General features: G+C 63.0%; 28 protein-coding genes and 1 tRNA gene. 12 read left to right on the top strand and 17 right to left on the bottom strand.

Going from position 1 to position 26012, the window contains the following annotated elements; all coding sequences use genetic code 11:
- The first annotated feature begins 24 nt into the window (after positions 1-24).
- From K3146_RS10200 to K3146_RS10185, 4 genes are read left to right on the top strand one after another with little or no spacing between them, the layout of a single operon-like run.
- Entirely contained in the window at positions 25-309 is a 285-nt protein-coding gene (locus K3146_RS10200) for a YggT family protein (protein ID WP_345724204.1), read from the top strand.
- Positions 306-1199 (top strand): bifunctional methylenetetrahydrofolate dehydrogenase/methenyltetrahydrofolate cyclohydrolase FolD, encoded by an 894-nt coding sequence (folD, locus tag K3146_RS10195; RefSeq protein WP_221546179.1) that lies wholly within the window; start codon positions 306-308, stop codon positions 1197-1199. The genes K3146_RS10200 and folD overlap by 4 nt, the downstream gene beginning before the upstream one ends.
- The gene (locus K3146_RS10190; protein WP_221546178.1) at positions 1199-1909 is read left to right on the top strand and encodes a Cif family virulence factor; all 711 of its coding nucleotides are present in this window, start codon (positions 1199-1201) and stop codon (positions 1907-1909) included. Before folD ends, K3146_RS10190 begins: the two co-directional genes overlap by 1 nt.
- Before the next feature lie 4 nt (positions 1910-1913).
- The gene (locus tag K3146_RS10185) at positions 1914-2537 is read left to right on the top strand and encodes a MarC family protein (RefSeq protein WP_221546177.1); all 624 of its coding nucleotides are present in this window, start codon (positions 1914-1916) and stop codon (positions 2535-2537) included.
- On the opposite strand, the gene K3146_RS10180 is transcribed toward K3146_RS10185, so the two are convergent.
- The 4 genes from K3146_RS10180 to K3146_RS10165 form a co-directional block, all read right to left on the bottom strand.
- Complete coding sequence (locus tag K3146_RS10180) at positions 2534-2956, bottom strand: MAPEG family protein (RefSeq protein ID WP_221546176.1); 423 nt, start codon at positions 2954-2956, stop codon at positions 2534-2536. The genes K3146_RS10185 and K3146_RS10180 overlap by 4 nt on opposite strands.
- On the bottom strand, positions 2953-3594 hold the full coding sequence (locus K3146_RS10175) for a TetR/AcrR family transcriptional regulator (RefSeq protein WP_221546175.1): 642 nt from the start codon (positions 3592-3594) through the stop codon (positions 2953-2955). Before K3146_RS10175 ends, K3146_RS10180 begins: the two co-directional genes overlap by 4 nt.
- Before the next feature lie 74 nt (positions 3595-3668).
- A complete protein-coding gene (locus K3146_RS10170) occupies positions 3669-4280 on the bottom strand; it encodes an LON peptidase substrate-binding domain-containing protein (protein WP_221546174.1) in 612 nt (203 codons plus the stop codon).
- A gap of 7 nt (positions 4281-4287) precedes the next feature.
- Positions 4288-5211 (bottom strand): tetratricopeptide repeat protein, encoded by a 924-nt coding sequence (locus K3146_RS10165; protein WP_221546506.1) that lies wholly within the window; start codon positions 5209-5211, stop codon positions 4288-4290.
- Between the two features lie 195 nt (positions 5212-5406).
- Between K3146_RS10165 and K3146_RS10160 the strand changes: the two genes are divergently transcribed.
- Together K3146_RS10160 and K3146_RS10155 are read left to right on the top strand one after the other, a co-directional pair.
- Positions 5407-5481, top strand: a tRNA-Gly gene (locus tag K3146_RS10160).
- Between the two features lie 115 nt (positions 5482-5596).
- The gene (locus tag K3146_RS10155; protein WP_221546173.1) at positions 5597-7786 is read left to right on the top strand and encodes a TonB-dependent receptor; all 2190 of its coding nucleotides are present in this window, start codon (positions 5597-5599) and stop codon (positions 7784-7786) included.
- A 42-nt stretch (positions 7787-7828) separates the two neighbouring features.
- Here the strand turns inward: K3146_RS10155 and K3146_RS10150 are convergent, their stop codons facing one another.
- The gene (locus K3146_RS10150; protein ID WP_221546172.1) at positions 7829-9004 is read right to left on the bottom strand and encodes a saccharopine dehydrogenase family protein; all 1176 of its coding nucleotides are present in this window, start codon (positions 9002-9004) and stop codon (positions 7829-7831) included.
- 151 nt (positions 9005-9155) lie between these two features.
- Positions 9156-9287, bottom strand: a complete 132-nt coding sequence (locus tag K3146_RS13570; protein WP_282098492.1) for a hypothetical protein — start codon at positions 9285-9287, stop codon at positions 9156-9158.
- Positions 9288-9484: 197 nt separating this feature from the next.
- Between K3146_RS13570 and K3146_RS10145 the strand changes: the two genes are divergently transcribed.
- Complete coding sequence (locus K3146_RS10145; protein WP_221546171.1) at positions 9485-10192, top strand: winged helix-turn-helix transcriptional regulator; 708 nt, start codon at positions 9485-9487, stop codon at positions 10190-10192.
- On the opposite strand, the gene dcd is transcribed toward K3146_RS10145, so the two are convergent.
- From dcd to K3146_RS10130, 3 genes are all read right to left on the bottom strand, one after another.
- Positions 10173-10727, bottom strand: coding sequence for a dCTP deaminase (gene dcd / locus K3146_RS10140; RefSeq protein ID WP_221546170.1), 555 nt, complete (start codon positions 10725-10727; stop codon positions 10173-10175). The genes K3146_RS10145 and dcd overlap by 20 nt on opposite strands.
- Positions 10728-10800: 73 nt before the next feature.
- On the bottom strand, positions 10801-12753 hold the full coding sequence (locus K3146_RS10135; RefSeq protein WP_221546169.1) for a hypothetical protein: 1953 nt from the start codon (positions 12751-12753) through the stop codon (positions 10801-10803).
- Positions 12750-13181, bottom strand: coding sequence for a hypothetical protein (locus K3146_RS10130; protein WP_221546168.1), 432 nt, complete (start codon positions 13179-13181; stop codon positions 12750-12752). The genes K3146_RS10135 and K3146_RS10130 overlap by 4 nt, the downstream gene beginning before the upstream one ends.
- Before the next feature lie 109 nt (positions 13182-13290).
- On the opposite strand from K3146_RS10130, the gene K3146_RS10125 reads away from it, so the two are divergent.
- On the top strand, positions 13291-14532 hold the full coding sequence (locus K3146_RS10125) for a glycosyltransferase family 4 protein (RefSeq protein ID WP_221546167.1): 1242 nt from the start codon (positions 13291-13293) through the stop codon (positions 14530-14532).
- Here K3146_RS10125 and K3146_RS10120 read toward each other — a convergent pair.
- The 7 genes from K3146_RS10120 to K3146_RS10090 all read right to left on the bottom strand — a co-directional run bounded on the left by K3146_RS10120 (position 14529) and on the right by K3146_RS10090 (position 21031).
- Entirely contained in the window at positions 14529-15737 is a 1209-nt protein-coding gene (locus K3146_RS10120; RefSeq protein ID WP_221546166.1) for a WcaI family glycosyltransferase, read from the bottom strand. The genes K3146_RS10125 and K3146_RS10120 overlap by 4 nt on opposite strands.
- 25 nt (positions 15738-15762) lie before the next feature.
- Positions 15763-16389 (bottom strand): hypothetical protein, encoded by a 627-nt coding sequence (locus tag K3146_RS10115; protein WP_221546165.1) that lies wholly within the window; start codon positions 16387-16389, stop codon positions 15763-15765.
- Positions 16390-16465: 76 nt separating this feature from the next.
- Positions 16466-17260: a DUF1295 domain-containing protein gene (locus K3146_RS10110; RefSeq protein WP_221546164.1), complete on the bottom strand. Its 795-nt coding sequence runs from the start codon at positions 17258-17260 to the stop codon at positions 16466-16468.
- A complete protein-coding gene (locus K3146_RS10105) occupies positions 17253-17882 on the bottom strand; it encodes a lysophospholipid acyltransferase family protein (RefSeq protein WP_221546163.1) in 630 nt (209 codons plus the stop codon). Before K3146_RS10105 ends, K3146_RS10110 begins: the two co-directional genes overlap by 8 nt.
- A 70-nt stretch (positions 17883-17952) precedes the next feature.
- Positions 17953-19560 (bottom strand): carboxyl transferase domain-containing protein, encoded by a 1608-nt coding sequence (locus K3146_RS10100; RefSeq protein ID WP_221546162.1) that lies wholly within the window; start codon positions 19558-19560, stop codon positions 17953-17955.
- Positions 19557-19853: a DUF1330 domain-containing protein gene (locus tag K3146_RS10095; protein WP_247711194.1), complete on the bottom strand. Its 297-nt coding sequence runs from the start codon at positions 19851-19853 to the stop codon at positions 19557-19559. The genes K3146_RS10100 and K3146_RS10095 overlap by 4 nt, the downstream gene beginning before the upstream one ends.
- 11 nt (positions 19854-19864) lie before the next feature.
- Positions 19865-21031, bottom strand: a complete 1167-nt coding sequence (locus K3146_RS10090) for an isovaleryl-CoA dehydrogenase (RefSeq protein WP_345724194.1) — start codon at positions 21029-21031, stop codon at positions 19865-19867.
- 176 nt (positions 21032-21207) lie between these two features.
- Here K3146_RS10090 and K3146_RS10085 point away from each other — a divergent pair, with 176 nt between their 5' ends.
- From K3146_RS10085 to K3146_RS10070, 4 genes are all read left to right on the top strand, one after another.
- Positions 21208-22734, top strand: coding sequence for a PAS domain-containing protein (locus tag K3146_RS10085; RefSeq protein WP_221546160.1), 1527 nt, complete (start codon positions 21208-21210; stop codon positions 22732-22734).
- Between the two features lie 79 nt (positions 22735-22813).
- Complete coding sequence (locus K3146_RS10080; protein ID WP_221546159.1) at positions 22814-23269, top strand: hypothetical protein; 456 nt, start codon at positions 22814-22816, stop codon at positions 23267-23269.
- Positions 23266-24033: an ATP-binding cassette domain-containing protein gene (locus K3146_RS10075; RefSeq protein WP_221546158.1), complete on the top strand. Its 768-nt coding sequence runs from the start codon at positions 23266-23268 to the stop codon at positions 24031-24033. Before K3146_RS10080 ends, K3146_RS10075 begins: the two co-directional genes overlap by 4 nt.
- A complete protein-coding gene (locus tag K3146_RS10070) occupies positions 24030-25568 on the top strand; it encodes an ABC transporter permease/substrate-binding protein (RefSeq protein WP_221546157.1) in 1539 nt (512 codons plus the stop codon). Before K3146_RS10075 ends, K3146_RS10070 begins: the two co-directional genes overlap by 4 nt.
- Position 25569: 1 nt before the next feature.
- On the opposite strand, the gene K3146_RS10065 is transcribed toward K3146_RS10070, so the two are convergent.
- On the bottom strand, positions 25570-25983 hold the full coding sequence (locus K3146_RS10065) for a DUF2147 domain-containing protein (RefSeq protein ID WP_221546156.1): 414 nt from the start codon (positions 25981-25983) through the stop codon (positions 25570-25572).
- Between the last annotated feature and the right edge of the window lie 29 nt (positions 25984-26012).

The raw sequence follows: 26012 nt of genomic DNA, 5'->3' as shown, positions 1-26012 counted from the left end.
CACATCACACGGGATTAAACCGAAGTGCTCATCACCCTCTACCAGATCATAGACATGATCGCGTCCATCTTCGTGATGCTGATCATCATCCAGTTCATCATCGGCCTTTTGTTCGCCTTCAACGTGGTCGGACGCAACGAATTCCTGATGAGCTTCTACGAAGCCATCAACCGGCTGCTCGATCCTGTCCTGAGGCCCATTCGAAAACTGATGCCGAATACAGGAGCGATCGACTTCTCGCCGCTCGTCGTGATCATCCTCCTGCAGATCATCCTGATTGTTCTGCGCAACATCATTCTCGGCGCATGACCGCCGAGCGGATCGACGGGAAAGCCTTTGCAGCGCTGCTGCGCGAGCGGGTCGGGGCACTCGCTTTGCAGTTCGCAAGCAAGGCGGGCCGCAAAGCGGGCCTTGCCGTGGTGCTTGTGGGCGAAGATCCCGCGAGCCAGGTCTATGTAGGCTCCAAGCACAAGGCGACGGTCGCCGCGGGCATGGCAAGCTTCGAGCACCGCCTGCCCGCCGATACGTCAGAGGCTGACCTGCTGGCGCTGGTCGACCAGCTCAACAATGACGATGCGGTGGACGGTATCCTCGTCCAGCTGCCACTGCCCGACCATCTCGACGAACAGGCGGTTATCGCAAGCATCAGCCCGGACAAGGATGTCGACGGTTTCCACGTCACCAATGCCGGTCGCCTTGCGGTGGGGCAGAGTGGCTTCGTCCCCTGCACGCCGCTTGGCTGCATGATGTTGCTGACCGATCGCCTGGGCGATCTTTCCGGTCTCGAAGCGGTCGTCATCGGTCGCTCGAACATCGTCGGCAAGCCGATGGCGCAGCTGCTGCTCGATGCCAATGCCACCGTCACGATCGCGCACAGCCGGACGAAGGACTTGCCCGCCGTGGTCAAGCGCGCGGACATCGTCGTCGCCGCAGTCGGCCGCGCGGAGATGGTGAAGGCCGAATGGCTCAAGGACGGTGCTACGGTGATCGACGTCGGCATCAACCGCCTGCCGCCTGCAGAGGGCGAGCAGAAGGGGCGGCTGGTCGGCGATGTCGACTATGCGGCAGCGCAGGGCGTTGCCAGCGCGATCACTCCGGTGCCGGGCGGTGTCGGGCCGATGACCATCGCGGTGCTGCTGCGCAACACGCTGGTCGCGGCCTACCGCAATGCCGGTTTCGACGTTCCGGAAGAGCTCTGATGCTGCGCCACGCCCTTGCCTGCTTGACCGCGCTCGCCGTTGCGGCTTGCATGGGGCCGCAGGCTCCGCGTGAGCGCTACGGCCGTTTCCTCCAGCCCGTAGCCAATCCAGGCAAGGTCATCGCCACCGAGCTCGCCTTCGCGCGCATGGCCCGGGATGAAGGCACCTGGACCGCGTTTCGCCATTACGCGACCGATGATGCCGTGATGGCTTCGCCGGGAATCGTCCTCGTACAGGAAGCGCTCAAGGACGTGCCCGATCCGGCCGAGCCGATCGTCTGGGGTCCCGATCTCGTCTGGTCGAGCTGCAGCGGAGACTACGCGCTATCTACTGGCCCAGCCACCTATCCCAGTGGACGCAAGGGCCGGTTTGCCACGATCTGGGAACGGCAGGCCGATGGCGAATATCGCTGGGTCGTCGATCAGGGCTTCGAGCTCGAGGACGATCACGTCCAGCCGGAGCTGATCCCGGCCAATGTCGCCGATTGCTCGTCCCCGCGCGCATCGCGCTTCGTGCCGACGCCCTCTGCCGATCATTCGGCAGGCAATTCCGCCGACGGCAGCCTTGCATGGGCTACACGCATCGCGCCCGACTGCTCGCGGACTTTCATGGTCTCCGTAAAGCAGGGTGACGAAATGGTGGAGATTTTCCGCCGGCAGGCCGATGCTCCACAAGCTCCCGAAGGAGCCGAGGCGCCGACATGCGGGTGACGCCATGACCCAGCTCTTCATCTCCGCCTTCATTACGCTCTTCGTGGTGATCGACCCACCGGGCTGCGCTCCGATCTATGCCGGTCTGACAAAGGGCGCCACGCAGGCACAGCGCCGCAACATGGCGATCCGCGCGACATTTATCGCGGGCATTATCCTGCTGATCTTCGCCCTGTTCGGCGAAGACCTGCTCGGGGCACTTCATATCGAGCTCAACAGCTTCCGTATCGCGGGCGGTTTCATGCTCTTTTGGATCGCCTTTGAGATGGTTTTCGAGAAGCGCACCCAGCGCCGCGAGGAGCGGGCGGAGAAGGTCGCCGCCACTCCCGAGGTGGAAGACGTTTCGGTCTTCCCCATGGCCATGCCGATGCTGGCCGGCCCCGGAGCGATCGCCGCGATCATGCTGCTGATGAACGAAGCGGACGGCACCGAGGAATCGCTCGTCGTGCTCGGAGCATTGGCCTCGGTGCTCTTCCTTACGATGCTCGCGCTGGTCGCTGCCGGCCCGCTCATGAAGCTGTTCGGCGACCGGGTCGAAGCCGTCATCACGCGCCTTTTGGGCGTGCTCCTGGCAGCGCTTGCTGCGCAATATGTGATCGATGGGCTGAAAGGCAGCTTCGGGATTTAGAGCAAGGCGATCATGATCGACGCCGCGATTGCGACTGCAACGATCGCGGTTCCGAACGCGCCTATCATCCTACCAACAGCGAAAACCCTGCGCCCGCCGGTCACATTGTCGCCGTGCGATCCGGCCAGCGATGAAAAGCCAAATGCATGGGCGGCGCGCACGACGGCGAATGCGATGCACAGTATGAGAACTCCCTGTGTCGAACCAACGATCAGTTCCAGCAAAGCAAGCGCCGCAATGAAGAGGCCCGCATTCTCGGCTAGATTGCCATGGCGGCGCACCTTACGCTCGAGTTGGCGGTCGTTGCCGATGCCAATGTACTGGCCCTGGAGCCTGTGAAAGCCCACCGACATCATCAGGCCGACTTGGAGCACCACCAGGAAGGCAGCGAGAAGGGCGCTGTAAATTGGCAGGTTCATGAGATCCTCCTGTCTTCGGGAATGGCGATACGCCTCTCGCTTCCGAGCAGGATCAGCGCGGCATTACCCGCATCGACTACGCGCAAGGGATCGACCGAGAGCCGAGCGGACGTGAATGCCCCGTGCAGAAGCTGGACGAGCATGCGCGCGGTCTCGCGAGCGGAAGCTCGCGGCTGCGGCGCGCAAATCGCTATCTCGAGCATGTGCGCCTCTACCTTGTCGAAGATCTTCTGCGCCTCGGCCCGCAGATCCGGCATGTCTTGTCCCAGTTCAAGGGCGAGCCCGGCAATCGGGCAACCGAACAGGTCGCCTTCGCGTTCGTCGAACGCGCGGTGCGCTTCGTAGAGGCACAAGAAGACGCGTTCCAGCCGGTCTTCCGCGGAGCTGTAATGCTCGAAAACCGGAGCGAAAATTCCTTGGAGAACGGTGTCGCCATTATGTGCGATAGCCGCGAGGGCGAGCTCCGATTTGTCGAGGTAGTAGCGATAGATTGTCGCCTTGTTGACTTCGCTCCGCGCGGCGATCTCGTCGATCGAGACACCGTGGAAGCTACGCCTCCAGAACAGGCCGGCCGCCGCATCGAGGATGCGTAACCGGGTGGCCTCGGCCCTTGTCAGTTCGGATTGCGGCGCATTCATAACGAACTGTTTAGTTCGCCCTTCCCCGACAGCGAAGAGCTAAGATGCGACTCCGCTTCGCACATTGCAGTTGCCTATTGCAGGGTGACGATCTCGTCGCCGTCGTCGCGCAGCGCGAAGAATTGCATCAGCTGGATCATCAATTCGCAGCGGTCGGACAGGCTTTCGGCTTCCAGCAGTGCCTGCTTGGCTGCGCTGTCGAAAGGCGCGATCTGCGCGACGCCGTTGATCAGCGTCTCGTCATCCAGCCGCTCGACCGAGTCCCAGTCGACCGAATAGCCCTGCATTGTGGCAAAACGTCTGGCTTCGAATTCGAAGCCTGCGCGCTCGACGCTGGCAAGAACCTCGCTCTCGCGATCCTCGATCATCTCGGCCTCGACCTGCCGGAATGCGGTGGTCACTTCGAGCTCGCGCAGGATACGGAAACGCGCCTCGCCCTCGAGCACGATATTATAGCGCCCATCCTCCAGCGCCTCGACATCGCCGATCCGTCCGACGCAGCCCACGGCGTACAGCGGGGAGCCTTCGGCATTGCGCTGCGGCTGCACCATGCCGATCAGTCGGTCCTTGGCGAGCGCGCTCCCGACCAGCTCGCGGTAGCGCGGCTCGAAGATATGCAGGGGCAATTGCAGGCCCGGGAACAGGATCGCGCCGGGCAGGGGAAAGATGGAGAGCCTCTTGGTCAAGCTGCGCTCACCCAAACAACAGCTTAGAAAGGCGGCGCCGGGTCGAGACCACCCAGGGGTCCTCGAGACCTACGGCATTGAAAATGTCGAGCAGCTTGGTGCGCGCCGCGCCATCGTTCCACTCGCGATCGGCTTCGACCATCGCCAGCAGTTCGTCCGCAGCGGCATCGCGATCCCCGGCAGCGAAGGCTGCCTCGGCATAGGCGAGGCGGGCGTCCATGTCCGATGGATCGGCCTGCGCCTTCTCGCGCAGGGCGGTGAGTTCGCCATCGTCCACCTTGTTGCCTGCAAGCTCGAGCGCGGCCTTGGCATTGGCGATCTGCGGATCCGCGGCGATTGCCGAATTGGCCTCGGCAGCCTGCAAGACCGCCTTCGCTTCCTCCACCTGGTCGGCCTGGACCAGTGCGCGGATCAGTCCGGCGTGTGCAGCGGGATTGTCGGGTGCCATCTCGGCGACCTGGCCGAAGATGCCCGCCGCACGCGCAGCGTCGCCTTCGGTGAGGATTTGCTCGCCCATGGCGATATATTGCTCGACCTGCGCGGCCATCTGCGCTTGCTGGTCACCAGCCTCGCCGCCCTGGATCGGCAGCTGCGCGAGGATCTGGTCGAGCACTTCCTTCATCTGCGATTCGCTGCGCGCCTGCGTCAGGTCGGCGACCGGCTTGCCCTGGAACATGGCATAGATCGTCGGGATCGACTGAACCTGGAACTGGGCCGCGATGAACTGTTCCTTGTCGACATCGACCTTGACCAGCACCACGCCCTTGTCGGCATACTCTGCCGCGACCTTTTCCAGCATCGGGGCGACGGCCTTGCAGGGACCACACCACTCGGCAAAGAAGTCGAGGATGACGAGCTTCGTCATCGAAGGTTCGACGACGTCCTTCTTGAACTTCTCGACTGCCTTCTGCTCGTCGATGCTCAAACCCATGCTCGCCACGTAAACCGCCTTTCGGAAATAGAATTGTCTGCCCGCCCATGTGGGTCTTGAAGCGCCAATGTGAAGGGCCGTACGCGTTGGTTCGTCGCGGGTCAAAAAAGCGCATTTTTTTGCTTGCGGGACTCATAAGGCGTTGCTAGTTGCGCGCCTCCCCACCGGGCCATGCGGCTCGGCGAGCGTCAGTGAGCGGGCGTAGCTCAGGGGTAGAGCACAACCTTGCCAAGGTTGGGGTCGGGCGTTCGAATCGCCTCGCCCGCTCCATTTTCTCCCAGTCGAGACTTCGATCCAACCGCACGCTGGTTGCAATTCGTCGTGCCTATTTGCAGTTCGTCGCGAAATTGGTTGCAGTTGCAAATCGCAACGCTAGTAGGGCGATATGTTGTATCAAACCGTGATCGCTCGCCGCGGGCTCGCTGCCTCGCTTTCCCTTATCGCCGTAGCCATCGCTGCCCCCGCGGTGGCGCAGGGCCAACCCACCGACGATGCATCGGAATCGGAGGAGATATCCGCAACCGAGGACGACCTTCACAACCGGAGGATTTCGCCCGATGGGACGATCATCGTCAGCGCAGAGGGCTTGCGTCAGTTCGACCTGCTCGCTGGCGCCAGCGTAATCGAAGGCGAGGAACTGGCCGAGAATATGGCTGGCCAGCTGGGAGAGGTCCTCGCAAGCCAGCCTGGTGTCACCGCAACCGGCTTCGCGCCCGGAGCATCGCGACCGATCCTGCGCGGATTTTCGGGTGAACGTGTGAAGGTGCTGATCGACGGAATCGGTGCGATCGATGTCTCCAACACCTCTGCCGACCATGCGGTGTCGATCGATCCGCTGACCGCCGAAAGTATCGAGGTCCTGCGCGGCCCCGCCGTCCTGCTTTATGGCAGTCAGGCAATCGGGGGCGCGGTCAATATCATCGACAAGCGCATTCCGCGCCGCCTCGGTGACGAGGCAATCCACATCGATGCTCTCCTGCGTGCCGATACAGCCTCTGATCTACGAGAAGGCGGTGCCTCGCTCGACGTGCCGCTTGGCGGCGGGTTCGTGGCGCATGTCGACGGCGTTTATCGCGAGACCGACGATCTCGAGGTTCCCGGCTTCGTCCTTTCCAGCGATCTTCGCGCCGATTTGCTTGCAGATGCAGCGGAAGAAGAGGCGGAAGGCGAGTTCGAGGAAGCCGAAGAGCTGCGCGAAGCCGCCAATGCGGAAGGCACGCTCTTCAACAGCGGAACGGAAACCTGGGCGCTGAACGGCGGCCTTGCCTTCTTCCGCAACGGCTCGACCCTCGGCGTCTCCGTCGGCGTGTACGACACCTTCTACGGCGTTCCGATCCTGCCCGGCGCGCACCACCACGAAGAAGGTGAAGAAGGTGGCGGCGAGGCCGAGGAGGAAGAAGGCCCCGAAACCGTCAGCATCGGCTTGCGCCAATATCGCGCGGACATGCGCGGGGATTTCCTTCTGGGCGACGGCTTCTTCCAGCGGCTGAAACTGCGCGCGGGCTATTCCGACTACACGCACACCGAATTCGAGGGCGATGAAGTCGGCACCGTATTCGATGTCGAAGGCATCGAAGCGCGCGCGGAACTGGTGCAGAATCCCGACGGCGCGCTGCGTGGTTCGATCGGTACCCAGCTCTACATCCGCGACTTCGCCGCCGAAGGTGCCGAAGCCTATGTCGCGCCCAACAATACGGAGCAACTGTCCTTTTTTGCCTTGCAGGAATACGGCAACGGCCCGCTGCAACTCGAAGGGGCTCTCCGGCTCGAGCTGACGGATGTCAAATCGGTCCCGCTCGGCGTCGAACGCGACTTCCAATCGGTCTCCGGCGCGATCGGCCTTGCCTATGACGTGACGCCTGAATTCCGCACCGGCGTGAACCTGTCGCGTGTCGCTCGTGCGCCCAGCGCCGAGGAATTGTTCTCCGAGGGCCCGCATATTGCGACCCAGCAATTCGAGATCGGCGATGTCGATCTCAAGCTGGAGAAGGCTTGGGGGGTGGAAGTGTTCGCACGCGGAAGCCTCGGGCCGGTCGACCTTTCCCTTGCCGCCTATCGCCAGTGGTTCGACGACTTCATCTACCTGAGCGAAACCGGTGAGGAAGAGGATGAACTACCGGTCTTCGTCTATCTCCAGGAAGGGGCAACCTATACCGGTATCGAAGGCGAAATGGCGTGGACCTTCCTCGACACGCCGGGTCTCGATCTCACCGCCGATGTGCGGGCGTCCTATATCGATGCCGAGCTCGACAACGGCTTCAACGTGCCGCGCATACCGCCGCTCAGCCTGCTGGGTGCTCTCGAAGCTGACGCGGGCAATCTGACCTTGCGCGGCGAGGTCGAATGGTTCGGCGACCAGGACGAAGTCGCACCCTTCGAAACCGCGACCGAAGGCTTCACCTTCGTCAACGCTTCGGCCACCTGGCGTCCGTTCGAGGATGACCCGACGCTGGCGGTCATCCTGAAGGCCGAGAACATCTTCGATGAGACCGGTCGCCGCCATTCCAGCTTCACGAAGGAGTTCGTGCCGCTGGCGGGTCGCAACATCAGCGTTGCGGTACGACTAAGCCTGTAACCGAAAAGGAACAGGGGAGCGCCCCGCGCTCCCCTTCTCTGCTCAATCCTCGACTTCGAAAGTAAGATGCGCGTGCTCGCGCAGCCGCTCGACGAGGTCTTCGCCAAGGAACGAGCCGGGAGTGCCGACACCGCCTTCGGCGTCGCTTTCGAGCAGCGCCATGCCGGTTTCTCCAAGCATGCGGCTGGTCGAGCCGTAGCCCGGATCGAATTTGCCCTTCACGCCATAGGTGATGCTCTTCCCGTCGGGATACTCGCCGCGAAATACGACGTCGTAGAAGCCGTTCTCGCGCTCATCCTTGCTCGGCCCTTCGCCGGGCTTGGGGGGTTTCGCTCCGAAAGGATTCTTGGCCAGCTCGACAAGCGCATTCGCGGCAGCCTTGCCCGCGTCGCCCGGGCTCGTCAGCACCATCTCGTCATAGCGGAAGTCCTCCCCATAGGGGTGACCGCGAAGGAAATTGGTGCGGTGGACATTCTTGGTGTTGATCGGTGCCATGACGAATGGCGCGGCCCATTTTCCCAGCGCGTCTTCATAGCGCGGGACCATGCCCGAAGGCTGGTCCGGGCCTTCGAAACCGGGGGTCAGGGCGAAGGGATCGCGTAGCTTGCCGATCACGCTCGCATCTTTCATCGCCGCTTTCATCGTCGCGCCGAGGCTTGCCGCCGTACCGCCGGAAAAGGTGCCCTGCATGGCGCGCACTCGCCCCTTGACGCGGGGCGCCGGGGCTCCATGACGAACGACAGCCTCCTTCTGGAGCATCAGGACGCCGAGATCGAAAGGGATGGAGTCGAAGCCCGAGGAGAAGCAGATGCGCGCGCCGCTGGCCTTGGCCGCTTCATGGTGCTGCTCGATCTTGTCGGCCATCCAGGCAGGTTCGCCGCACAGGTCGGCATAGTCGGTGCCGGTCTTCACGCAGGCTTCGACCAGCGCGTCGCCATAGAGCTGGTACGGACCGACCGTCGTCAGGACGACCTTGGTCCGCTTGCACATCGCCTCGAGGCTGGCCGGGTCGGAGGCATCGGCGACGATCATGGGCGTCGTTGCAGGAGCGCCAATCTCGTCACGAACCGCGGTCAGCTTGTCCTCGCTGCGTCCGGCCATCGCCCATTTGGGCGCATCGGGACTGTCGCCATATTCGCGTACGAAATGCTCTGCGACGAGACGACCGGTATAGCCGGTAGCGCCATAAACGATGATATCGAACTCGCGGTCTGCCATTTCACTCTCCCACTTTGTGCAGCCGATGTGCGCGCAGTGGCAACGAGAGTCAAAGACGCAGCGTCATGGCGCTGCGAGTGCGATTATTCCCGACCAGATGCCGGCCGTTCTGACCGAACATCTGGCGGGACGATTAATTGGCCGATATTGCTCACGCTTCGAGAACCGTGCCGGCGCCACGATCGAAATCCATGGCAGGAACCGAAGTCACTTCCGCGAGCGATGTTGCAGTCAGCAGAACGGCGGCCACGGCGCAGATGAAGCTTGTGATATAGTTGTTCATGATCTTTCTCCTTGTTCGTGATCGCCTGTTTTGGCGACGAGGAGAAAGTGCTTGCCGGCTCGATTTCGCGATAGTTCGCGATCCGAAGCAGGCCGCTACGCAATTCGCAGTAAGCCACTACTAAATCCGTAGTGATTGAGAAAATCGACCGGAAAGGGTAGTTAATCGCTCCCGGCCCTGGGTCTGAGGAGGCTGCATTGCCTGAACTGGCTAGCCATTGTCCCGCTACGAAAGCCGCCGACATACTCGGCGACAAATGGGTCCTGCAGATCCTGCGCGCCATGACACTCGGTGCGAGCCGCTACTCAGACTTTACCGCGGCGATGCCTCGCATTTCGCCTTCTGTGCTGAGCGCGCGGCTCAAGAAGCTGACCGAAGATGGGCTCATCGTGAAACGCGGCGATGCCGGCCAACAGGCAGTATATCGACTGGCTCCCGCAGGCCGCGAGGCCCAGCCTATCGTCATGATGCTGGCCGAATGGGGAAAGAATTGGGCCGAGCGCCATACGCGGGCGGATCAGATCGATGTCGGCGTCGCCATGTGGGACCTGCACCGAACGATCAACACCGCTGAGTTACCCGATGGCGAGACCGTTTTCTCTTTCACGCTGAGCGATCTCAACGAGCACAATCGCTGGTGGATTGTTGCCGAGAGAAACGTAGTCGATCTGTGTGACAAGGATCCCGGCAAGCCTGTCGATCTTTATGTCCACGCGCCGCTTCAGTCGCTGATTGAAATCTGGATGGGTGAGGCGGTCCTCGACGAGCTGCTCAGGTCCGAAGTCATCATCATGACGGGCGAGAAACTGCTGACCGACACTGCGAATCGGTGGTTTCCGATTTCGCCGGTAGTGTTGGCCAAGCAGGCTGGTGAGCTAGGGGGTGCTACAGCCGGGGCAGCGTGACCCCGCGCTGGCCCATGTATTTGCCCGCGCGATCGGCATAGGTAACCTCGGGCCGCTCGTTGCCCTTGAGGAACAGGAACTGGCAGGCGCCCTCGTTGGCATAGATCTTGGCGGGCAGCGGCGTAGTGTTCGAGAATTCCAGCGTCACATGGCCTTCCCAGCCCGGCTCGAGCGGGGTGACGTTCACGATGATCCCGCAGCGCGCATAGGTGCTCTTGCCCAGGCAGATCACCAACACGTCGTCGGGGATACGGAAATACTCGACCGTCCGGGCAAGCGCGAAGCTGTTGGGCGGGATGATGCAGACATCGGTCTGCTTGTCGACGAAACTGTTGCTGGCGAAATCCTTCGGGTCGACCACGGCGCTGTCGATATTGGTGAAGATCTTGAACTCGTCCGCGACGCGCGCGTCGTAGCCGAAGCTCGACAGGCCGTAGGAGATGTTCCCCTCGCGGCGCTGAGCCTCGGTGAAGGGTTCGATCATGCCGCGGGTCGTTGCCGCATCGCGGATCCATTTGTCGGAGAGAATCGCCATGACAGAGTGATTCCGCATGCCGCCCCGCGCGGCAAGCGGGAGGGGCATTTAATCCCCTCCCGCGTGCATGATATCAGGCGTCGGAGAAGAAGCCCTCCTCCTCCCAACGTTGGAATTCGCTGTTGTAGCTGAACTCGATCCAGTCGTGCGCATTGGCGAGAACCCGGGTGTCGGACACTGCGAAGGAGTTCGATGCCCCCTTTACGAAGCGGATCGATCCTGTGCCATCCTGCTTGATCATCCGGATGCGCTGCCGGTCGGCATAGCCGAACTGTGCGCCGCCTGCCGGTGTGCGCCGCAAGGTCATGTCGGCGATGATGCCACTGGTCATGTGCAGAACCATCAGCGGCGCGCTCGGGGCGATTTCGCCAGAGCCTGAAATCGAATCGATCTTGTACCAGCCGCGCGCCCAGGAGAGGCTTGTCGCTTCGCCATGCGAATAGGTGACCAGCGGCATGGAGACCGGGTTGAGCCCGCCATTGGGCAGCCGGTCGCTCGCGCAGTCGCCTTGCACATGGAGCTGGCACGTGCGGTCGATATAGCCGTCCCACCAGCTTCCCAGCCATTCCGCGCCGTTCTCGCGCGCAAACTGCGTGCGGTGGTGCGACAATCTCAGGCGGACGTGCTGTGGGGGAAGCTTGTAGATGCCCGCTGGCGCGCCCGGCACCGGTTCGCTTAGGCTGTCGACGCCCATGAAGGTCAGCGCATGGATCCCGCTCTCGCGATCAAGCCAGGCCTCGATGGTGAGGTCGAGATCGCGCAGGGCGAGCGCCTCGTTCCCGTCGATATTCACGCTGCAATCGATCGTGCGGATGTTCCCGCGCACCCAGCTGGTGAACTTGACCGAGCGGATCGAGCGGAACTCGCAATTGTCGAGGATCGTGACGGGTGGGGCGGCGTCGTTGCGCCGGGTGGGGTAGGCCTGCGCGTAATAGACGCCATTGGCCGATCCGCAGCCAAGCCCGATGTGATCGCAATCATACCACTGGCAATTGCGATAGACCGCGCGGGTCTTGGCCACGTCCTCCTGCGCCTGGAAGGTGTCGCCGAAGCTGCAATCGGTGGCGAGCACCTCGCAATCAATACCCGGATTGAAAGCGCTGCCATTGGACGTGGCGAAGTGACAATTGGTGAGCTCGACTTTCTCGGCCGCATTGGCCTCTCCGGCGAGGTAGAATATCTCGCCTTTCCAGCCGCGCATGTCGCAATCACGCATGACGATGTCGCCGACGTAGCAATCCTGGAGCCAGAGCCCGCGATCGGTCACGTCCCAGCCGTCGCCGCCGATCGGATTGGCCGGGAAGGTCCAGGAACCGGTGTTCTGGCGCCCGCCCGACAGGATCATTCGCTCGATCTCGAGACGACCTATCGTGCGGCTCCCTTCGCCGGGATCGGAGATGTCGCCCTGGAGGAACAGGCCGCCCCCGCGCCAAACCGCAAGCGATGGATTTGTTGCCGAAGTGGGGACCAACTGGAAGTCCGTTTCCGGATCGGCGCCGTCGAGTGCTCGAAACACCAGCTCGGTCCGCACCGGGGCGCAGCCGCGCAGGGCGATCGACTTGCGGATTACGATGGGATGACCGTCCTCGGCGCGTGTCTCCTCCGCGGGTGAGAACCTGGGCGGACAATCGATGCGATAGCGCGCGCTCTCGAAGCGAACTTCTCGCGCGTCGATCGCATGGGCATAATCGATAGCCGCCTGGACCGCGTCACGATCATTGGCAATTGCATCGCCCGATGCGCCGCCCTGCTCGACCGACAAGGAGCCTGCCTCGGGCAGAAGGCGGAAGATCCGGCCGTTGGCAGTTTCGAAAACGAACCGCGGGTGAGCAGCAAGCAGGGCTGCGTCGCACAGTGCATCGGAGATGTAGCGTGCGCCGCCCTTTCCCGGTTCGCTGTGGCCCATGGAATCGATGGTGGCGAGGTCATCGGCAGGTGCGCGTGCTGCGAGGTCGCCGAACAATGCGGGCAGTGCCTGCGCGGCGCGGTTGGCTAGCCCCAGTGCGGGGACGGCAAGCGCGCTCATTGGGCGAGCCTGTATGCAAGGGTACCCGAATTGACTGCGCAATCGAGCCAGAGAGTGGCGTCTTCTTCGCCTTCCTCCCAGACGGGCTCGCATGCATTCGCGCGGTAGATACCCCATGCGGACCCGGCCGCCGTGAGCGGATGGAGCGTTGCGCCACCATCGGTCGATCGCTTGAGCGTCACGGTTCCCTCCCAGTCGCCTGCCAGGGTCAGGAACACAGGGGTGGCCACGGTCGGCGCGAACGGGCCGACGATGACGTTCGAGGTGGTTTGACCGTCAAGCGCCGCCGGTGCAGCGGGAGCAGCCTGGTAGACCGGCAGGGGCGAGCCTTGTGCGACAAGTTCGAGGTTGCCCTGGCCATCGTCGATACCGAGCGCGAATGCCGGCGCGAAGCCTGCGGGGATCTGCAGGGGAATGGGATCACTCATCGCTTTGGTTCCTTGTTGGCAATATGATGAGCCAGATCGGTTAATCACGCTTGACGCTGTAGGAAAATGGTTTTTGCGATCGGCGCATTCCCCGTTAAGCCTGCGCGCGATGAAGACGATGGTCCTGCATCCCGGCACGCAGCACAGCAGGCAAACCGCGCTTGCGTTGCAGGACCTGGGGCAGCTTCACTGCCTGCTCACGGGACTTTTCGATCACCCGGACAGCGGGGTTCGCTCGTTCGTCTCCCGCCTGCCCGCGCCAATCGCCAGACCAATCGAACGCGAGCTGTCGCGCTTTGCAAGCCCGCTTCTCGACCCCGCACTGGTGCGTGCAAAGCCGAGGTTCGAACTGCCTGAGCGGCTGGCGACCCGGCTCGGTGCCGCCCGACTGGGTCGCGCGATCGATGCTGCGCTCAATGCCCGGTTCGGCAGGTACGCGGCGGGCCTCGCCGAGAAAGAAGGTCCGCTTGTCTTGTGGGGGTATGACGACAGCGCCTTCGCAGACTTCTCCGATCCCCGAACCGCCGGATGCCCCAAGATCCTCGATCGGACCATTGCCGATTGGCGTTACTGGAATGAGGAAATCGAACGCATCGCTGCAACCCATGGCGATTGGCTTTCGGGCGACCTCCCGGCGATGGAAGACCGCAAGATCGCGCGCAACGATATCGAATATGATTGCGCCGACCGGATCGTCTGCGGGAGCCCCTTCGTAGCGCAATCGATCCTCGATTATTCGCCAGTACCGTGCCTCGCCGAAAAGCTGGTGCAGCTGCCCTATACCTATGACGCCGCGCTATTTGGCGGGGCGCAAACCCCGCAGCCTGTCGATCGCAATGAGCCGGTGAGGTTCCTCTTCGCTGGGCAGGTATCGGCCCGCAAGGGTGTCCAGCACCTGCTGGAGGCTATCGAGCGCCTACCACACACCGATGCCAGCCTTACGCTCGTAGGCCCCGTGATGGTGCCCGAACGCATGCTCGCCCCCTATCGCGACAGGGTCGACATCCTCGGCCCGGTCACGCGCAGCGAGATGCCCGCAATCATGCGCTCGCATCACGCCCTTGTGTTTCCGAGCCACTTCGAAGGCTCTGCCATTGTCCTGATCGAAGCCATGGCATCGGGCCTCGCGGTCATCCAGAGCACCGCTGCAGGGCTGGGGGCGAGCAAGAGCAGCGGAATCATTCGGGAACGACCAGACGCCGACGAACTGGAGAAGGCCATGCTCGCGCTAATCGATGATCGCGACCTTCTTCACGCGATGCGCGAGGCCGCGATGGCGGAAGCGGCGCAGCGCGATTTCGCAAACTATCGGGACGGGGTCGGACGAGTCCTCGCAGGACTGGGTATCTAGCCCAGGATCCGATCGAGCCCCTCTTCGAAACGGTCGACGACCGATTGCTTCGACCAGGCTTCCTGCGCCCGGGCAGCCGCCGCGCTTCCCATGGTCTTGCGATAGTCGGGATGCGATGCGAGTGCGGCGATGGCCGAAACGATCGCCTCGGGCACTTCGGGCGGGACTACGATGCCGCAATTGACCAGCTCGCGGGCGATCCCCGTATTCGGGCGCACCGTTGCGATGACCGGACGGCCCGATGCGAGCATATTCCCGAGCTTCGAGGGAAGGACCAAGTCGGCGGCATCGTGCAGCTGCGGCAGCAAATGGATATCGGCCATGGTCAGCAGATCGCCGATGCTCTTTTCCGGCTGAAGATCGCGGAAGAGGACGTTTGGCAAGCCCTGGGCGAGCCGCTCTAGCCTGCCTCGGTTGGGACCCTCGCCGGAGATGACGAAGACGATATCCTCGCGGTCGGCCATCTGCCGCGCTGCCTCGATCACGATGTCGAGACCCTGCTTGTTGGCTATATTGCCGGAGTAGAGCGCGACCGTCTTGCCTTCGAGGCCCCACTCCTTGCGGAAGCGGGCTGCATCGGCGTGTCCCATCGTGTCGGCGTGATTGGCCCAGTTGCGCATCTCCAGTATGCGCTCCGATCCGACCCCCTTGCGCTCGAGCAAGTCGCACATCGGCTCGCTGATCGTTGAGACGAGATCTGCCGAGCGCAGCATGCGGTCCTCGAAGCGTGCCGCCGCATCGGCGGTTCTGCTGGCACTGTCGATCAGGCCTGTCGCAAGCGCTGCGCCAACTTCGAAGTCCTGCACGTGGAGCCACATCGGGACGTCGGCCCTGCGCGCCATCCGTAGAGCAACCGGAGCTGCAATCATGGAGGGCGCAATTGCGAACACAATCTCGGGATTGAGCTCGCGGCGAGCCTTGCGGGCTGCGGGATAGCAGCTGCTGGCGAAACTGGCGTGATGGGCCATCCGTTTGGCGCCGGTCGGGTTGGACGGGATGTAGTGCGGACAGCGGGTGATCTTGACCCCGTTCTCCTCGCTCGACTGCCATCGCCGTTTGAAGCGCGGGTAAAGTTTCCACTCGGGATAATAGGGCTGGCCCGCCACGACTTGGACCGTGTGGCCCCGTTCGACCAGCGCTTCGGCAAGACCAGAGGTATAGGGACCGATGCCGATGGGTTCGGGCGCGTAATTGAGCCCGAGCATCAATATCCGCCGCGGCGTCACCACATCAGGCTGCGTTGAGCTTGCTCGTGCCGCGCGCGCCGCCATCCTTGGCAACGAGCCCGTCGAATATCGCGTCGACGATATGCGCGAGTTTGTCCTCGCTCAGCCGGTCGCCCAGCATCGCGATGTAGTAGGGCATGAGGTAGGGAGCGACCATCTGGTTGATCACCGAGCGTGCGAAGTCGACATCCATGCCTTCGAGATGGCCCTCTGCCTGCGCTTCGGCGATGATTTCGCACAGATAGTGGTCGCCAAGATCGATATAGCTCTGGGCGTATTCGAAATAGCGTTCGCCCATCTCGACATAGAGACGGAAAGCGATCGGGTCGTCGGCGAAATTCTGGCGCAGCAGGACGTAGCGGCGGGCGATGAATTCATAGAGCTTGCGGCGTGGCGGGAGGCCGCTGGCCATCACCTTGTCCATCACCGCGATCTTGGGCGCGAACCATTCGGCAGTAATCGCCTCGAGCATGTCCCCTTCCTCGGGGAAAACGGCATCGAGACGGGCGCGTGCGATCTTGAGCTCGGCTGCGAGCCGCGTGCGCGAGACCTCCTCGCCGGTCCGCTCCATCAGCGCCATCGCCTCGCGCGCGAAACGGCTGCGTAGTTGCTCGATATCCTCGTCGCTCACCTGTCGAACCTCGTTACGATCGCTGGTCTACCATGTAGACTATCGTGAGCGCGGTTAAACCCCCACTGGGACAATCCTAGCCGGATTTCTTGGGTGGCAGCGGAATGAAGGCCGACGTCCTGCGCTTGTATTCCTCGTATCCGGGACGGGTGTGCTTCATGCCTTTCTCAAGCAGCGCAGCCCCTGACCACTTGACCAGCGTGAAGGTTAGGAACAGCGGTCCTGCCACGGTCCACAGCGCAACCTCCCAGCTCACGCTCGCCGCGACCAGCCAGATACCCCACCAGGCACAGGCATCACCGAAATAGTTGGGATGGCGGGTGTAGCGCCACAGGCCCTTGTCCATGACCTGGCCCTTGTTGGCGGGGTCTGCCTTGAAGCGTGCCAGCTGCCAGTCGCCCACCCATTCGAAGATAATACCAACGAGGTAGAGTGCGACGCCGGCCATGGTGAGCGCCGTGATCGGCTGACCTGCCTCGCTCGACAGGATACCCAGCTGTGCGGGCGAGGAGACGAGGAAGAGCAGCACGGCCTGCCCGAGCCAAATCTTCGTCAGTGCGGCAAAGGCGAAGCGGCCCTTCTCGCGATCCTTGCGCAACATGCGCTCATAACGTTTGTCTTCACCTTCCGCGCTCCAGCGCCGGATCAGGTAGATGCCGAGTCTCAGGCCCCAGGCGGCCGTCATGGCGAGCAGGAGGTTGGCGAGCACTCCGCGCTCAGCCTGCAGCCAACTGGTGAAGGCCATCAGGGCCATTCCCGTCCCCCAGAAGGCATCGATGAAGGACACGTCGTCGATCTTCACCGAGATCGCCCAGAGGACGAGGACGATCGCCACAAGGATAACGGCGTTGACCAGTAGCATATCAACCATGGGCGCGTTCCTCTTCGATAAGGGCTTGTGCCTGTGCCTCCAGGATAGCGAAGCGCTCGTATCCGGGCAGCTTCGAACACATGAACCGTGCGATTTCAGCCAGCGTTTCGCCATAGCTTTCGGTCGGTACGATGGGCGGGCCGAAGCCCAGCGTCATCGTGTCGTTGTTCACATAGGCTGGCACGATCGGCACGTTTGCGGCGCGTGCGATATGGTAGAAGCCCGATTTCCAGCTGCCGTCGGTGGAGCGCGTGCCTTCCGCCGCAATCACCAGCGCCAGCCGGTCGCGCCTGGCAAATTCATCGGCCACCTGCTCGACATAGTTGGCTCGCTTGGTGCGATCGATCGGGATGCCGCCCATGTCGAACATAAAGTTGCGCATCATGCCCTGGAACAGCGTGTGCTTGCCCATGAAATTGGGATGCACGCCTTCCTCTGCCGTGGCGCCGATGAAGAACACGAAATCCCAGTTCGACGTATGCGGTGCTCCCGCGATCACGAACTTGGCGAGATCGGGAAGGCGTCCGTCGATCTTCCAGCCCTTCCAGCGATAGAGGACCATGATGACGCGCCGCACGATGCGGCTCAGAAGCGATGGCTTCCTGAAATTGGCTTGCGGCATTCTCTCTCCTGACGCCCACGCCTAGCAGTTACGCTAGGGAAAGCGAGAGGGATGCGTGGTTTTCCGCTGATTACATCCTGAACACGCCGAACTGCGGTTTCTCGGGAATTGGCGCTTCGAGCGTTGCGGCGAAGGCGAGGCCGAGGACATCGCGCGTCTGGACCGGATCGATCACGCCGTCGTCCCACAGGCGCGCGGTGGCGTAATAGGGGTTGCCTTCGTCTTCGTATTTCTGGCGGATCGGGGCCTTGAATTCCTCGGCCTGTTCCTCGGTCCAGCTGTCCGCGTCGCGGTGGACAGTGGCGAGGACCGATGCGGCCTGCTCGCCGCCCATCACGGAGATGCGGGCGTTGGGCCAGGTGAAGAGGAAACGCGGGGAATAGGCGCGGCCGCACATACCGTAATTGCCCGCGCCGAAGCTGCCGCCGATGACCACGGTGACTTTCGGAACGGTGGCAGTGGCAACGGCTGTCACGAGCTTCGCGCCATGCTTGGCAATGCCTTCCGCTTCGTATTTCCCGCCGACCATGAAGCCGGAGATGTTTTGGAGGAACAGCAACGGAATCCGGCGCTGGCAGGCGAGTTCGATGAAATGCGCGCCCTTTTGCGCGCTTTCGGAAAAGAGCACGCCATTATTGGCGAGGATCGCCACCGGCATGCCCCAGATATGGGCAAAGCCGCAGACCAGCGTGCTGCCGTATTGCGCCTTGAACTCGTGGAACTCGCTGCCGTCGACGAGGCGCGCGATGACTTCCTTCACGTCATAGGGCGCTCGGACATCATCGGGCACGAGGGCATAGAGATCGTCCGCATCGAACTTGGGCGCGCGGGGTTCCTTGAGGTCGATGTTCCTCGCCTCGGCGTAATTGTCGCCAAGGTGGCTGACGATATCGCGCACGATGGTGAGCGCGTGCTCGTCATTCTCGGCGAGGTGGTCGGCCACGCCCGATTTCTTGGCGTGGAGGTCGCCGCCGCCAAGATCCTCGGCGCTGATTTCCTCGCCCGTCGCGGCCTTCACCAGCGGCGGTCCGGCAAGGAAGATCGTGCCCTGATTGCGCACGATGACCGTCTCGTCGGACATGGCCGGCACATAGGCGCCGCCTGCAGTGCAGCTGCCCATGACGCATGCAATCTGCGGGATGCCCAGCGCGCTCATGTTCGCCTGGTTGAAGAAGATGCGCCCGAAATGGTCGCGGTCGGGGAAGACCTCGGCCTGGTGCGGCAAGTTCGCCCCGCCGCTGTCGACGAGATAGATGCACGGGAGCCGGTTCTCCTGTGCGATTTCCTGCGCGCGCAAGTGCTTCTTGACCGTCATCGGATAGTAGGTGCCGCCCTTCACGGTGGCATCGTTGCACACGATCATCACCTGCCGCCCCGACACGCGCCCGATCCCGGCAATCATCCCCGCGCCGTTGATCGTATCCTTGTACATGCCATTGGCAGCAAGCTGGCCGATCTCGAGAAACGGACTGCCCGGATCGAGCAGGCGCTCCACCCGCTCGCGCGGCAAGAGCTTGCCGCGCCCGACATGCCGCTCGCGGCTGCCTTCGGAGCCGCCCAGAGCGGCGGCGGCGACAGTTGAGCGCAGGTCTGCTGCGAGCGATTTGTTATGCTCGAAGCGCGCCTTCGCGTCGGGCGCCTCGCGATCGAGCGTGGATGTGAGAACGGGTGCGGTCACGAGGGCATGTCTCCCGGCTCTAGGCCATTTACGATTATGGCTTCGGCTGTGCTCCCGGCATCGCGGAACTTGCCGATTTCCAGGTACTCGGGCGAGGTGAGCCAGGCGAAGAGCTGCGGTTTGGTCGGGAATTCCATGAGGACCGAGCGCGTGGCTTTCCATTCGCCAGCCACGACCTGAGGTTCCTCGTCGACGCTGAGCAGCGTGCCATCGAACTTGTCGAAGATTTCCATGAACCGTTCTTCGTATTTGTCATACTCGGCGCGATCGTGGATCGTCATGCGGGAGATCATGTAGACCGGCATCACCCAGCAGCCCCGATCAATTCGCGTCCGATCAGCATGCGGCGGATTTCATTCGTGCCCGCGCCGATGTCGAGCAGCTTCGCATCGCGCATGTAGCGTTCGACCGGCCAGTCGAGCGTGTAGCCAGCGCCGCCCAGCGCCTGCACGCTTTCGGCGGCGACGCGGAAGGCGTTTTCCGATGCCAGCAGGATCGCACCTGCCGCGTCGAAGCGAGTGGTCTTGTTGGCATCACAGCTCTTGGCCACGGCATAGGTGTAGGCGCGGGCCGATTGCAGCGCGACATACATGTCGGCGACCTTGGCCTGCATCAGCTGGAAGCTGCCGATGGGCTTTCCGAACTGCTTGCGCTCGCGAAGGTAAGGGATGACCGTGTCGAGGCAGGCCTGCATCACGCCGAGCTGAAGGCCGGCCAGCACCACGCGCTCGTAGTCGAGGCCGCTCATCAGCACGCCGACGCCGCCGTTTTCGGGGCCCATCACGTTCTCTTCGGGCACGAAGCAATCGTCGAACACCAGCTCTGCCGTGGGCGAGCCGCGCATGCCGACTTTCTCGATCTTCTGGCCGATCGAGAAACCTTCGAAGTCCTTCTCGATCAGGAAGGTGGTGATCCCGCGGCTGGCCGCTTCGGGTGAGGTCTTGGCATAGACCACCAGCGTATCGGCATAGGGCGCGTTGGTGATCCAGAACTTGGTGCCGTTGAGAAGGTATCCACCCTGCACGGCCTCGGCCTTGGTGCGCATCGAGACGACGTCTGACCCGGCGCTCGCCTCGCTCATCGCAAGGCTGCCGACATGCTCGCCGCTTATAAGCTTGGGCAGGTATTTCGCCTTCTGTTCGTCATTCCCCCAGCGGGCGATCTGGTTGACGCAGAGATTGGAATGCGCGCCGTAGGAAAGGCCCACCGAAGCGCTCGCCCGGCTGACTTCCTCGACCGCGATCACATGTTCGAGATAGCCGAGACCAAGCCCGCCATCTTCTTCTGCCACGGTGATGCCGTGGAGGCCCAGCTCGCCCATGGCGGGCCACAGATCGCGGGGGAACCAGTCTTCGCGGTCGACCTTCTCGGCGAGCGGCTGGATCTGTTCATCGGCAAAACGGCCGACGCTTTCGCGGATCATGTCGGCGCTTTCGCCGAGCTGGAAATCGAAATCGGGGGTGGCGCGCACGTGTCTCTCCTAGCCGGATGCGACTGGCGCACCCTGTCATTTCTTCGCCGCGCGATAGCCGAGGCGGAAGGCTGGTGCAAACCTATGAAACAAGGGGAGGAATCGCGCGCCTCGCTATCGGCGAAAGCCTTTGAAATAGAGAGGTTTATATCCTAGACTGGCGGGAAGCCATGGATATGCCGACATCCCAGGGGTCGAACTGGCCGGTCAATGAACCGCCTTCGCAGCATTATTGCGGCGAGGACGAGCGGCTGACCGTGCTCGCAACCTATGGCGGACAGGATCTCGTGGGCGACGAGGAGCTGCAGCAGATCGCGCAATTCGCAGCTAAGCTCTGCGATACGCCGATGGCCACCGTCACCTTGGTCGAGAAGGAGCACCAGCGTTTCCTCGCCAGGTTCGGTATGGAAGAGGAGACGACACCGCGCCCCACCAGCTTCTGCGCCCATGCCATGCTCGGCACGGAGCCGATGGTGATTTGTGATGCGCAGGAGGATCCGCTCTTTGCCGACAACCCGCTGGTAACCGGTGAGCCCCACATTCGCTTCTATGCCGGTCATCCGCTGATTTCTGCCGAAGGTGCACCGCTCGGGGCCCTTTGCGTCATCGATACCGAGCCGCGCAGTGAAGGCCTGACGGACCTCCAGCGCGAAGGTCTTGCCGTGCTCGCTCAGTCGGTGATGCGACGGCTGGGCCAGCGGCGGCTCGGGCGCCATGTCAACCAGACGCTGGAGAACCAGGAGCGCGAATTGCGCCGGATGATCGACAGCGTTCCGGGCATCGCCTGGCGCGCCGACGACCAGGGCAACTTCACCTATGTCAACGCCCGGTGGCGCGAACTGACCGGAATCGAGCCGCCGGCCACCACCGAAGACTGGAAGCGCGCGATCCACCCTGAAGACTGGGAGGCAACGCTGGCGAGATTCCTGAGCGCGGTCGAGACCGAAGGCCTTTTCGAGGACGAATGGCGCTTGAAACTCGCCGACGGCAGCTACTGCTGGGTGCAGTCGCGCGCCGTGCCCGTGATCACCGAAGGCCAGCCCACGAGCTGGTTCGGAACCGTCATCGATGTCGACAAGGCGCATCGCATTTCCGAATCGCGCGATCTTCTGGCGCGGGAACTGTCGCACCGGATCAAGAACATCTTCGCCGTGGTGTCGGGCCTCATTGCCATCCGTTCGCGCGGCAAGGACGAGGTCCAGGACTTCGCCCGCGACCTTTCCGAAACGGTGCGGGCGCTGGGTACGGCGCATGACTATGTCCGGCCTCTTGGCGGACGGCAGGGCGAGACGCTTTCGGGCCTGCTGGCCGACCTGCTCGCCCCGTACGACAGTCCTACTGGCGAGCGGTTTACCATCAGCGGACCCGGCGTGAAGATCGGGCAGCGCGCCGCCACGCCGCTCGCGCTGATCTTCCACGAACTTGCCACCAACTCCGCAAAATATGGCGCCCTGTCCTGCGCCGAAGGGAAGGTCGTAGTCACGGTCGAGGATAGCTGCGAAGCTGACGAGACCGTTTGCGTCATTTGGGACGAAGTCGCGATCCCCTGCGGATTTACCCCGCCCGACGAGAACGAAGGCTTCGGATCGCGGCTGTTGAGAATGGCAATCGAAAGCCAGCTCGGCGGCTCGTTCGAGCGTAGCTACAGCGAAGACGGTCTCGAGGTGAGGATTGTCTTCCCGCGCCGCAACATCCTCGATTGATGGTGTCTCTGGCAAGCGGGGGTCGCCATTGCGCCCATGCCTGCCTATGACTGTCCGCAACCCGCAATCGGAGTAAGTCATGCACCTGCGATCCTGCGTCTTTCTTGCAGCAATCTTCCTGGCCGCCTGCACACCCGCCGAGGAAGCGCCGGCGGTCGAGCCGACCCAGGGTGGCGGAGAAGAGATTGCCGAGGGCCCGGAAGGCTCGCCTGCGCCCGACAGCTTTTCCGAAACCGCCTGGATGGTGCGGGCCGAAGATGGCGCGCGTTATGTCACGCTGTTCGACGCGGACGGCACCTATCGGGACCTGCGCAATGGCGATCCCTGGCAGGAAGGTGAATGGAGCTTTGCGGAGGGCCCCGAGGGCAAGCAGCTTTGCTTCAAGCCGGGTGACGATGGCGGGGTCGAGCGATGCTGGGTGCCGGGTCGCGTGAAGGGAGACACGATGGTGGCCAACGGCCCCAATGACCGCCGGATCGAACTCCAGCGCGTGGATTATGCGCCGCCCGCCGAAGAGGGCGATGCCGAAGAGTGAATTCGCCCGGCGCGCCAGCACTCGAATTTCGTGACATCGCCAAACACTATGGCGAAACAAGCGCGGTCGGCGGGGTCTCGCTGACCATCCCGCACGGCCAGTTCGTGGCTCTGGTCGGGGCTTCGGGATCGGGCAAGTCCACACTGCTCAAGACGGTCAACCGGCTGGTCGAACCGACTTCGGGCGAAGTGCTTTTCGAAGGCGATGACGTGACCGGCCTTCCGCTGCCCGCCTTGCGGCGCCGGATCGGTTATGTCTTCCAGTCGATCGGACTGTTCCCGCACATGAGCGTTGCGGAGAACATCGCAATCGGCCCGCGGCTGGCAGGCGAGCGGTTGTCGCGCCAGCGTGTCGGCGAATTGCTCGAGCTGGTAGAGCTGGAACCCGATATGGCGGATCGCATGCCCGACGAGCTTTCCGGCGGACAGCGCCAGCGCGTCGGCGTTGCGCGTGCACTGGCGGGCGATCCGCATTTGCTTCTGATGGACGAGCCGCTTGGGGCACTCGATCCCGTCACGCGCGATGCACTTGGCGAACGGATTCGCGGCCTGCACCGAGAGCTCGGGCTGACGACGATCATGGTCACGCATGACATGGCCGAAGCGCTCTTGCTCGCCGAGCGGGTTCTGGTGATGGACGCGGGCGCTATCGTTGCCGACGAACAGCCCGCCGCGCTGGTCGCAGGCAAGGGCGGTGAGGTCGCCCAGGCGCTGGTCGCCGTGCCACGCCACCAGTCCGAACGGCTGGCGGAGCTGTCGCGGTGAACGGCCTGTGGGATGCTCTTCTTGGCCTCGGCGACCAGCTTGCGGCACATGTGCTGCTTTCGGCAGCAGCCATTGCGCTCGGGATCGCGGTGGCCCTGCCGCTGGCGGTTTGGGCGAGCAGGTCGGAACGGGTGGCGCGCGCCTCGCTAGCCTTTGCCAGTCTCGTCCAGACGATCCCCGCGCTTGCCCTGCTGGCGCTGTTCTTTCCGATCCTGCTGAGCCTGCGCGCCATATTCGGCGAGGGGCTCCCGACGCTCGGTTTCCTACCGGCGCTGCTGGCCCTTGCCCTCTATGCGCTGCTGCCAATCCTTCGGAACGCCGTGACCGCGCAGGCCAATCTCGACCCCGGCGTGATCGAGGCGGCAGAGGGGGTGGGAATGAGCTTCCGCCAGCGCCTGCTGCTGGTCGAGGCACCGCTATCCGCGCCCTATATCATGGCGGGCATTCGCACCGCTGCCGTCTGGACCATTGGCGCCGCGACGCTGGCGACGACGATCGGCCAGAAGAGCCTCGGCGATCCGATCTTCGCCGGGCTGCAGACGCAGAACTGGGTGCTCGTGCTGGCGGGCTGTATCGCGAGCGCATCGCTGGCGCTGGTCGCAGATACGCTGCTAGGCCTTATCGAACGCGGCTTTCGTGAACGCCGCCGGGGCCTGTGGCTAGGTGGATTGGCAGCAGTTGTGTTGGGAGTCGGTGCGGCGCTCTTCGCGCAGTTCGGCGGAGGAGATGACGAGGACCATATCGTCATCGGCGCGAAGGGCTTCTCGGAGCAATATATCCTTGCCCGCCTGATCGGGCAGAGACTGCAAGCAGAAGGGTTCGCGGTCGAATATCGCGACGGGTTGGGCTCGGCAGTGGCGCATAGCGCGGCTGCGAGCGGCGATATCGATATCTATGTCGACTACACGGGCACGATCTGGACCAACCAGATGAAGCGCGAGGACAATCTGCCGCGCGAGCAGATGTATGCCGAGATCGTGGAGTGGGAGACCGAGAACACCGGTATTTCGGTGCTCGGCCGACTGGGCTTCGAAAACGCCTACGGCTTGGCAGTGCGGCGCGACCGCGCGGAGGCCATGGGCCTCCAATCGATCGACGACCTGTCGCGCGTCGCGCAGCAGATGACCATCGGCGGCGACCCCGAGTTCTTCGAACGCCCCGAATGGATAGCGGTGCGCGATGCCTATGGATTGCGCTTCGGCGAGCTGCGCAATTTCTCGCCCACCTTCATGTATAACGCACTGCAATCGGGCGAGGCCGATGTGATCGGCGCCTATACCTCCGACGGAAGGATCGAGGCGGACGATCTCGTCATCCTCGAAGACCCGCGCCGGGCCTTCCCAAACTACGATGCGGTGCTGGTGCTAAGTCCTGCCGCGTCACGCGATGCCGCGCTTGTTTCGGCCTTGCAGCCGCTGGTCGATGCCATTGATGTCGAGGCGATGCGCGAGGCCAACCTCGCTGTCGATCGTGAGGACAACAAGCTCTCATTCGACGCCGCCGCTCGCCTGCTGGCCGAACGCGCCGGTCTTTGAGCTAGCTCGCCCGTTTCCAGATCTGCGTCTGGCAGAAGGGGCCGATGCATCCCTTCACTTCGAGCGTCGTCGCATTGATGCGGCGAATGACCGAGCGATAGGTCTTGCCGCTCTTGGGATCGTAAATCTGCCCGCGCCACAGATCGTCTTCTTCCCGGAAGCCGGAGAGGACCGGCATGCCCAGGAGCTTGCGGCTGCGCTTGGCGGGGTCGCGATTGTTGACGTCGCGCTGGTCCGCACCTTGCGGCGGCGGGACGAGGAAGCGCAATATCCGCCCGCATTTCGTGCTGCCGCAATCGCCGACAGTAATGACGGCGTCGCGCTCTGCCGTAATCCACTTGCCGTCGACCGGCTGGGCTGCGGCAAGCGGCGCAGCAAGGAACAGGGCAGCGAGCGGAATGAAGCGACCAATCATGTTCTCTCCTTCGTCCCGCGATCCTTGCG

This window comes from Qipengyuania vesicularis, assembly GCF_019711415.1.
Taxonomy (GTDB): Bacteria; Pseudomonadota; Alphaproteobacteria; order Sphingomonadales; family Sphingomonadaceae; genus Qipengyuania; species Qipengyuania vesicularis.
This window is presented reverse-complemented; position numbering and strand designations above follow the sequence as displayed.

Excerpts from the sequence above, each read along its gene's own strand:
- K3146_RS10190 (WP_221546178.1), top strand. The coding sequence starts at position 1,199 with ATGCTGCGCCACGCCCTTGCCTGCTTGACCGCGCTCGCCGTTGCGGCT.
- K3146_RS10080 (WP_221546159.1), top strand. The coding sequence starts at position 22,814 with ATGCACCTGCGATCCTGCGTCTTTCTTGCAGCAATCTTCCTGGCCGCC.
- K3146_RS10065 (WP_221546156.1), bottom strand. The coding sequence starts at position 25,983 with ATGATTGGTCGCTTCATTCCGCTCGCTGCCCTGTTCCTTGCTGCGCCG.
- K3146_RS10105 (WP_221546163.1), bottom strand. The coding sequence starts at position 17,882 with ATGCCGCAAGCCAATTTCAGGAAGCCATCGCTTCTGAGCCGCATCGTG.
- K3146_RS10180 (WP_221546176.1), bottom strand. The coding sequence starts at position 2,956 with ATGAACCTGCCAATTTACAGCGCCCTTCTCGCTGCCTTCCTGGTGGTG.
- K3146_RS10130 (WP_221546168.1), bottom strand. The coding sequence starts at position 13,181 with ATGAGTGATCCCATTCCCCTGCAGATCCCCGCAGGCTTCGCGCCGGCA.
- K3146_RS13570 (WP_282098492.1), bottom strand. The coding sequence starts at position 9,287 with ATGAACAACTATATCACAAGCTTCATCTGCGCCGTGGCCGCCGTTCTG.
- folD (WP_221546179.1), top strand. The coding sequence starts at position 306 with ATGACCGCCGAGCGGATCGACGGGAAAGCCTTTGCAGCGCTGCTGCGC.
- K3146_RS10155 (WP_221546173.1), top strand. The coding sequence starts at position 5,597 with ATGTTGTATCAAACCGTGATCGCTCGCCGCGGGCTCGCTGCCTCGCTT.
- K3146_RS10185 (WP_221546177.1), top strand. The coding sequence starts at position 1,914 with ATGACCCAGCTCTTCATCTCCGCCTTCATTACGCTCTTCGTGGTGATC.
- K3146_RS10085 (WP_221546160.1), top strand. The coding sequence starts at position 21,208 with ATGCCGACATCCCAGGGGTCGAACTGGCCGGTCAATGAACCGCCTTCG.
- K3146_RS10125 (WP_221546167.1), top strand. The coding sequence starts at position 13,291 with ATGAAGACGATGGTCCTGCATCCCGGCACGCAGCACAGCAGGCAAACC.
- K3146_RS10150 (WP_221546172.1), bottom strand. The coding sequence starts at position 9,004 with ATGGCAGACCGCGAGTTCGATATCATCGTTTATGGCGCTACCGGCTAT.
- K3146_RS10110 (WP_221546164.1), bottom strand. The coding sequence starts at position 17,260 with ATGGTTGATATGCTACTGGTCAACGCCGTTATCCTTGTGGCGATCGTC.
- K3146_RS10120 (WP_221546166.1), bottom strand. The coding sequence starts at position 15,737 with ATGCTCGGGCTCAATTACGCGCCCGAACCCATCGGCATCGGTCCCTAT.
- K3146_RS10175 (WP_221546175.1), bottom strand. The coding sequence starts at position 3,594 with ATGAATGCGCCGCAATCCGAACTGACAAGGGCCGAGGCCACCCGGTTA.
- K3146_RS10135 (WP_221546169.1), bottom strand. The coding sequence starts at position 12,753 with ATGAGCGCGCTTGCCGTCCCCGCACTGGGGCTAGCCAACCGCGCCGCG.
- dcd (WP_221546170.1), bottom strand. The coding sequence starts at position 10,727 with ATGGCGATTCTCTCCGACAAATGGATCCGCGATGCGGCAACGACCCGC.
- K3146_RS10095 (WP_247711194.1), bottom strand. The coding sequence starts at position 19,853 with ATGATCTCCCGCATGACGATCCACGATCGCGCCGAGTATGACAAATAC.
- K3146_RS10165 (WP_221546506.1), bottom strand. The coding sequence starts at position 5,211 with ATGGGTTTGAGCATCGACGAGCAGAAGGCAGTCGAGAAGTTCAAGAAG.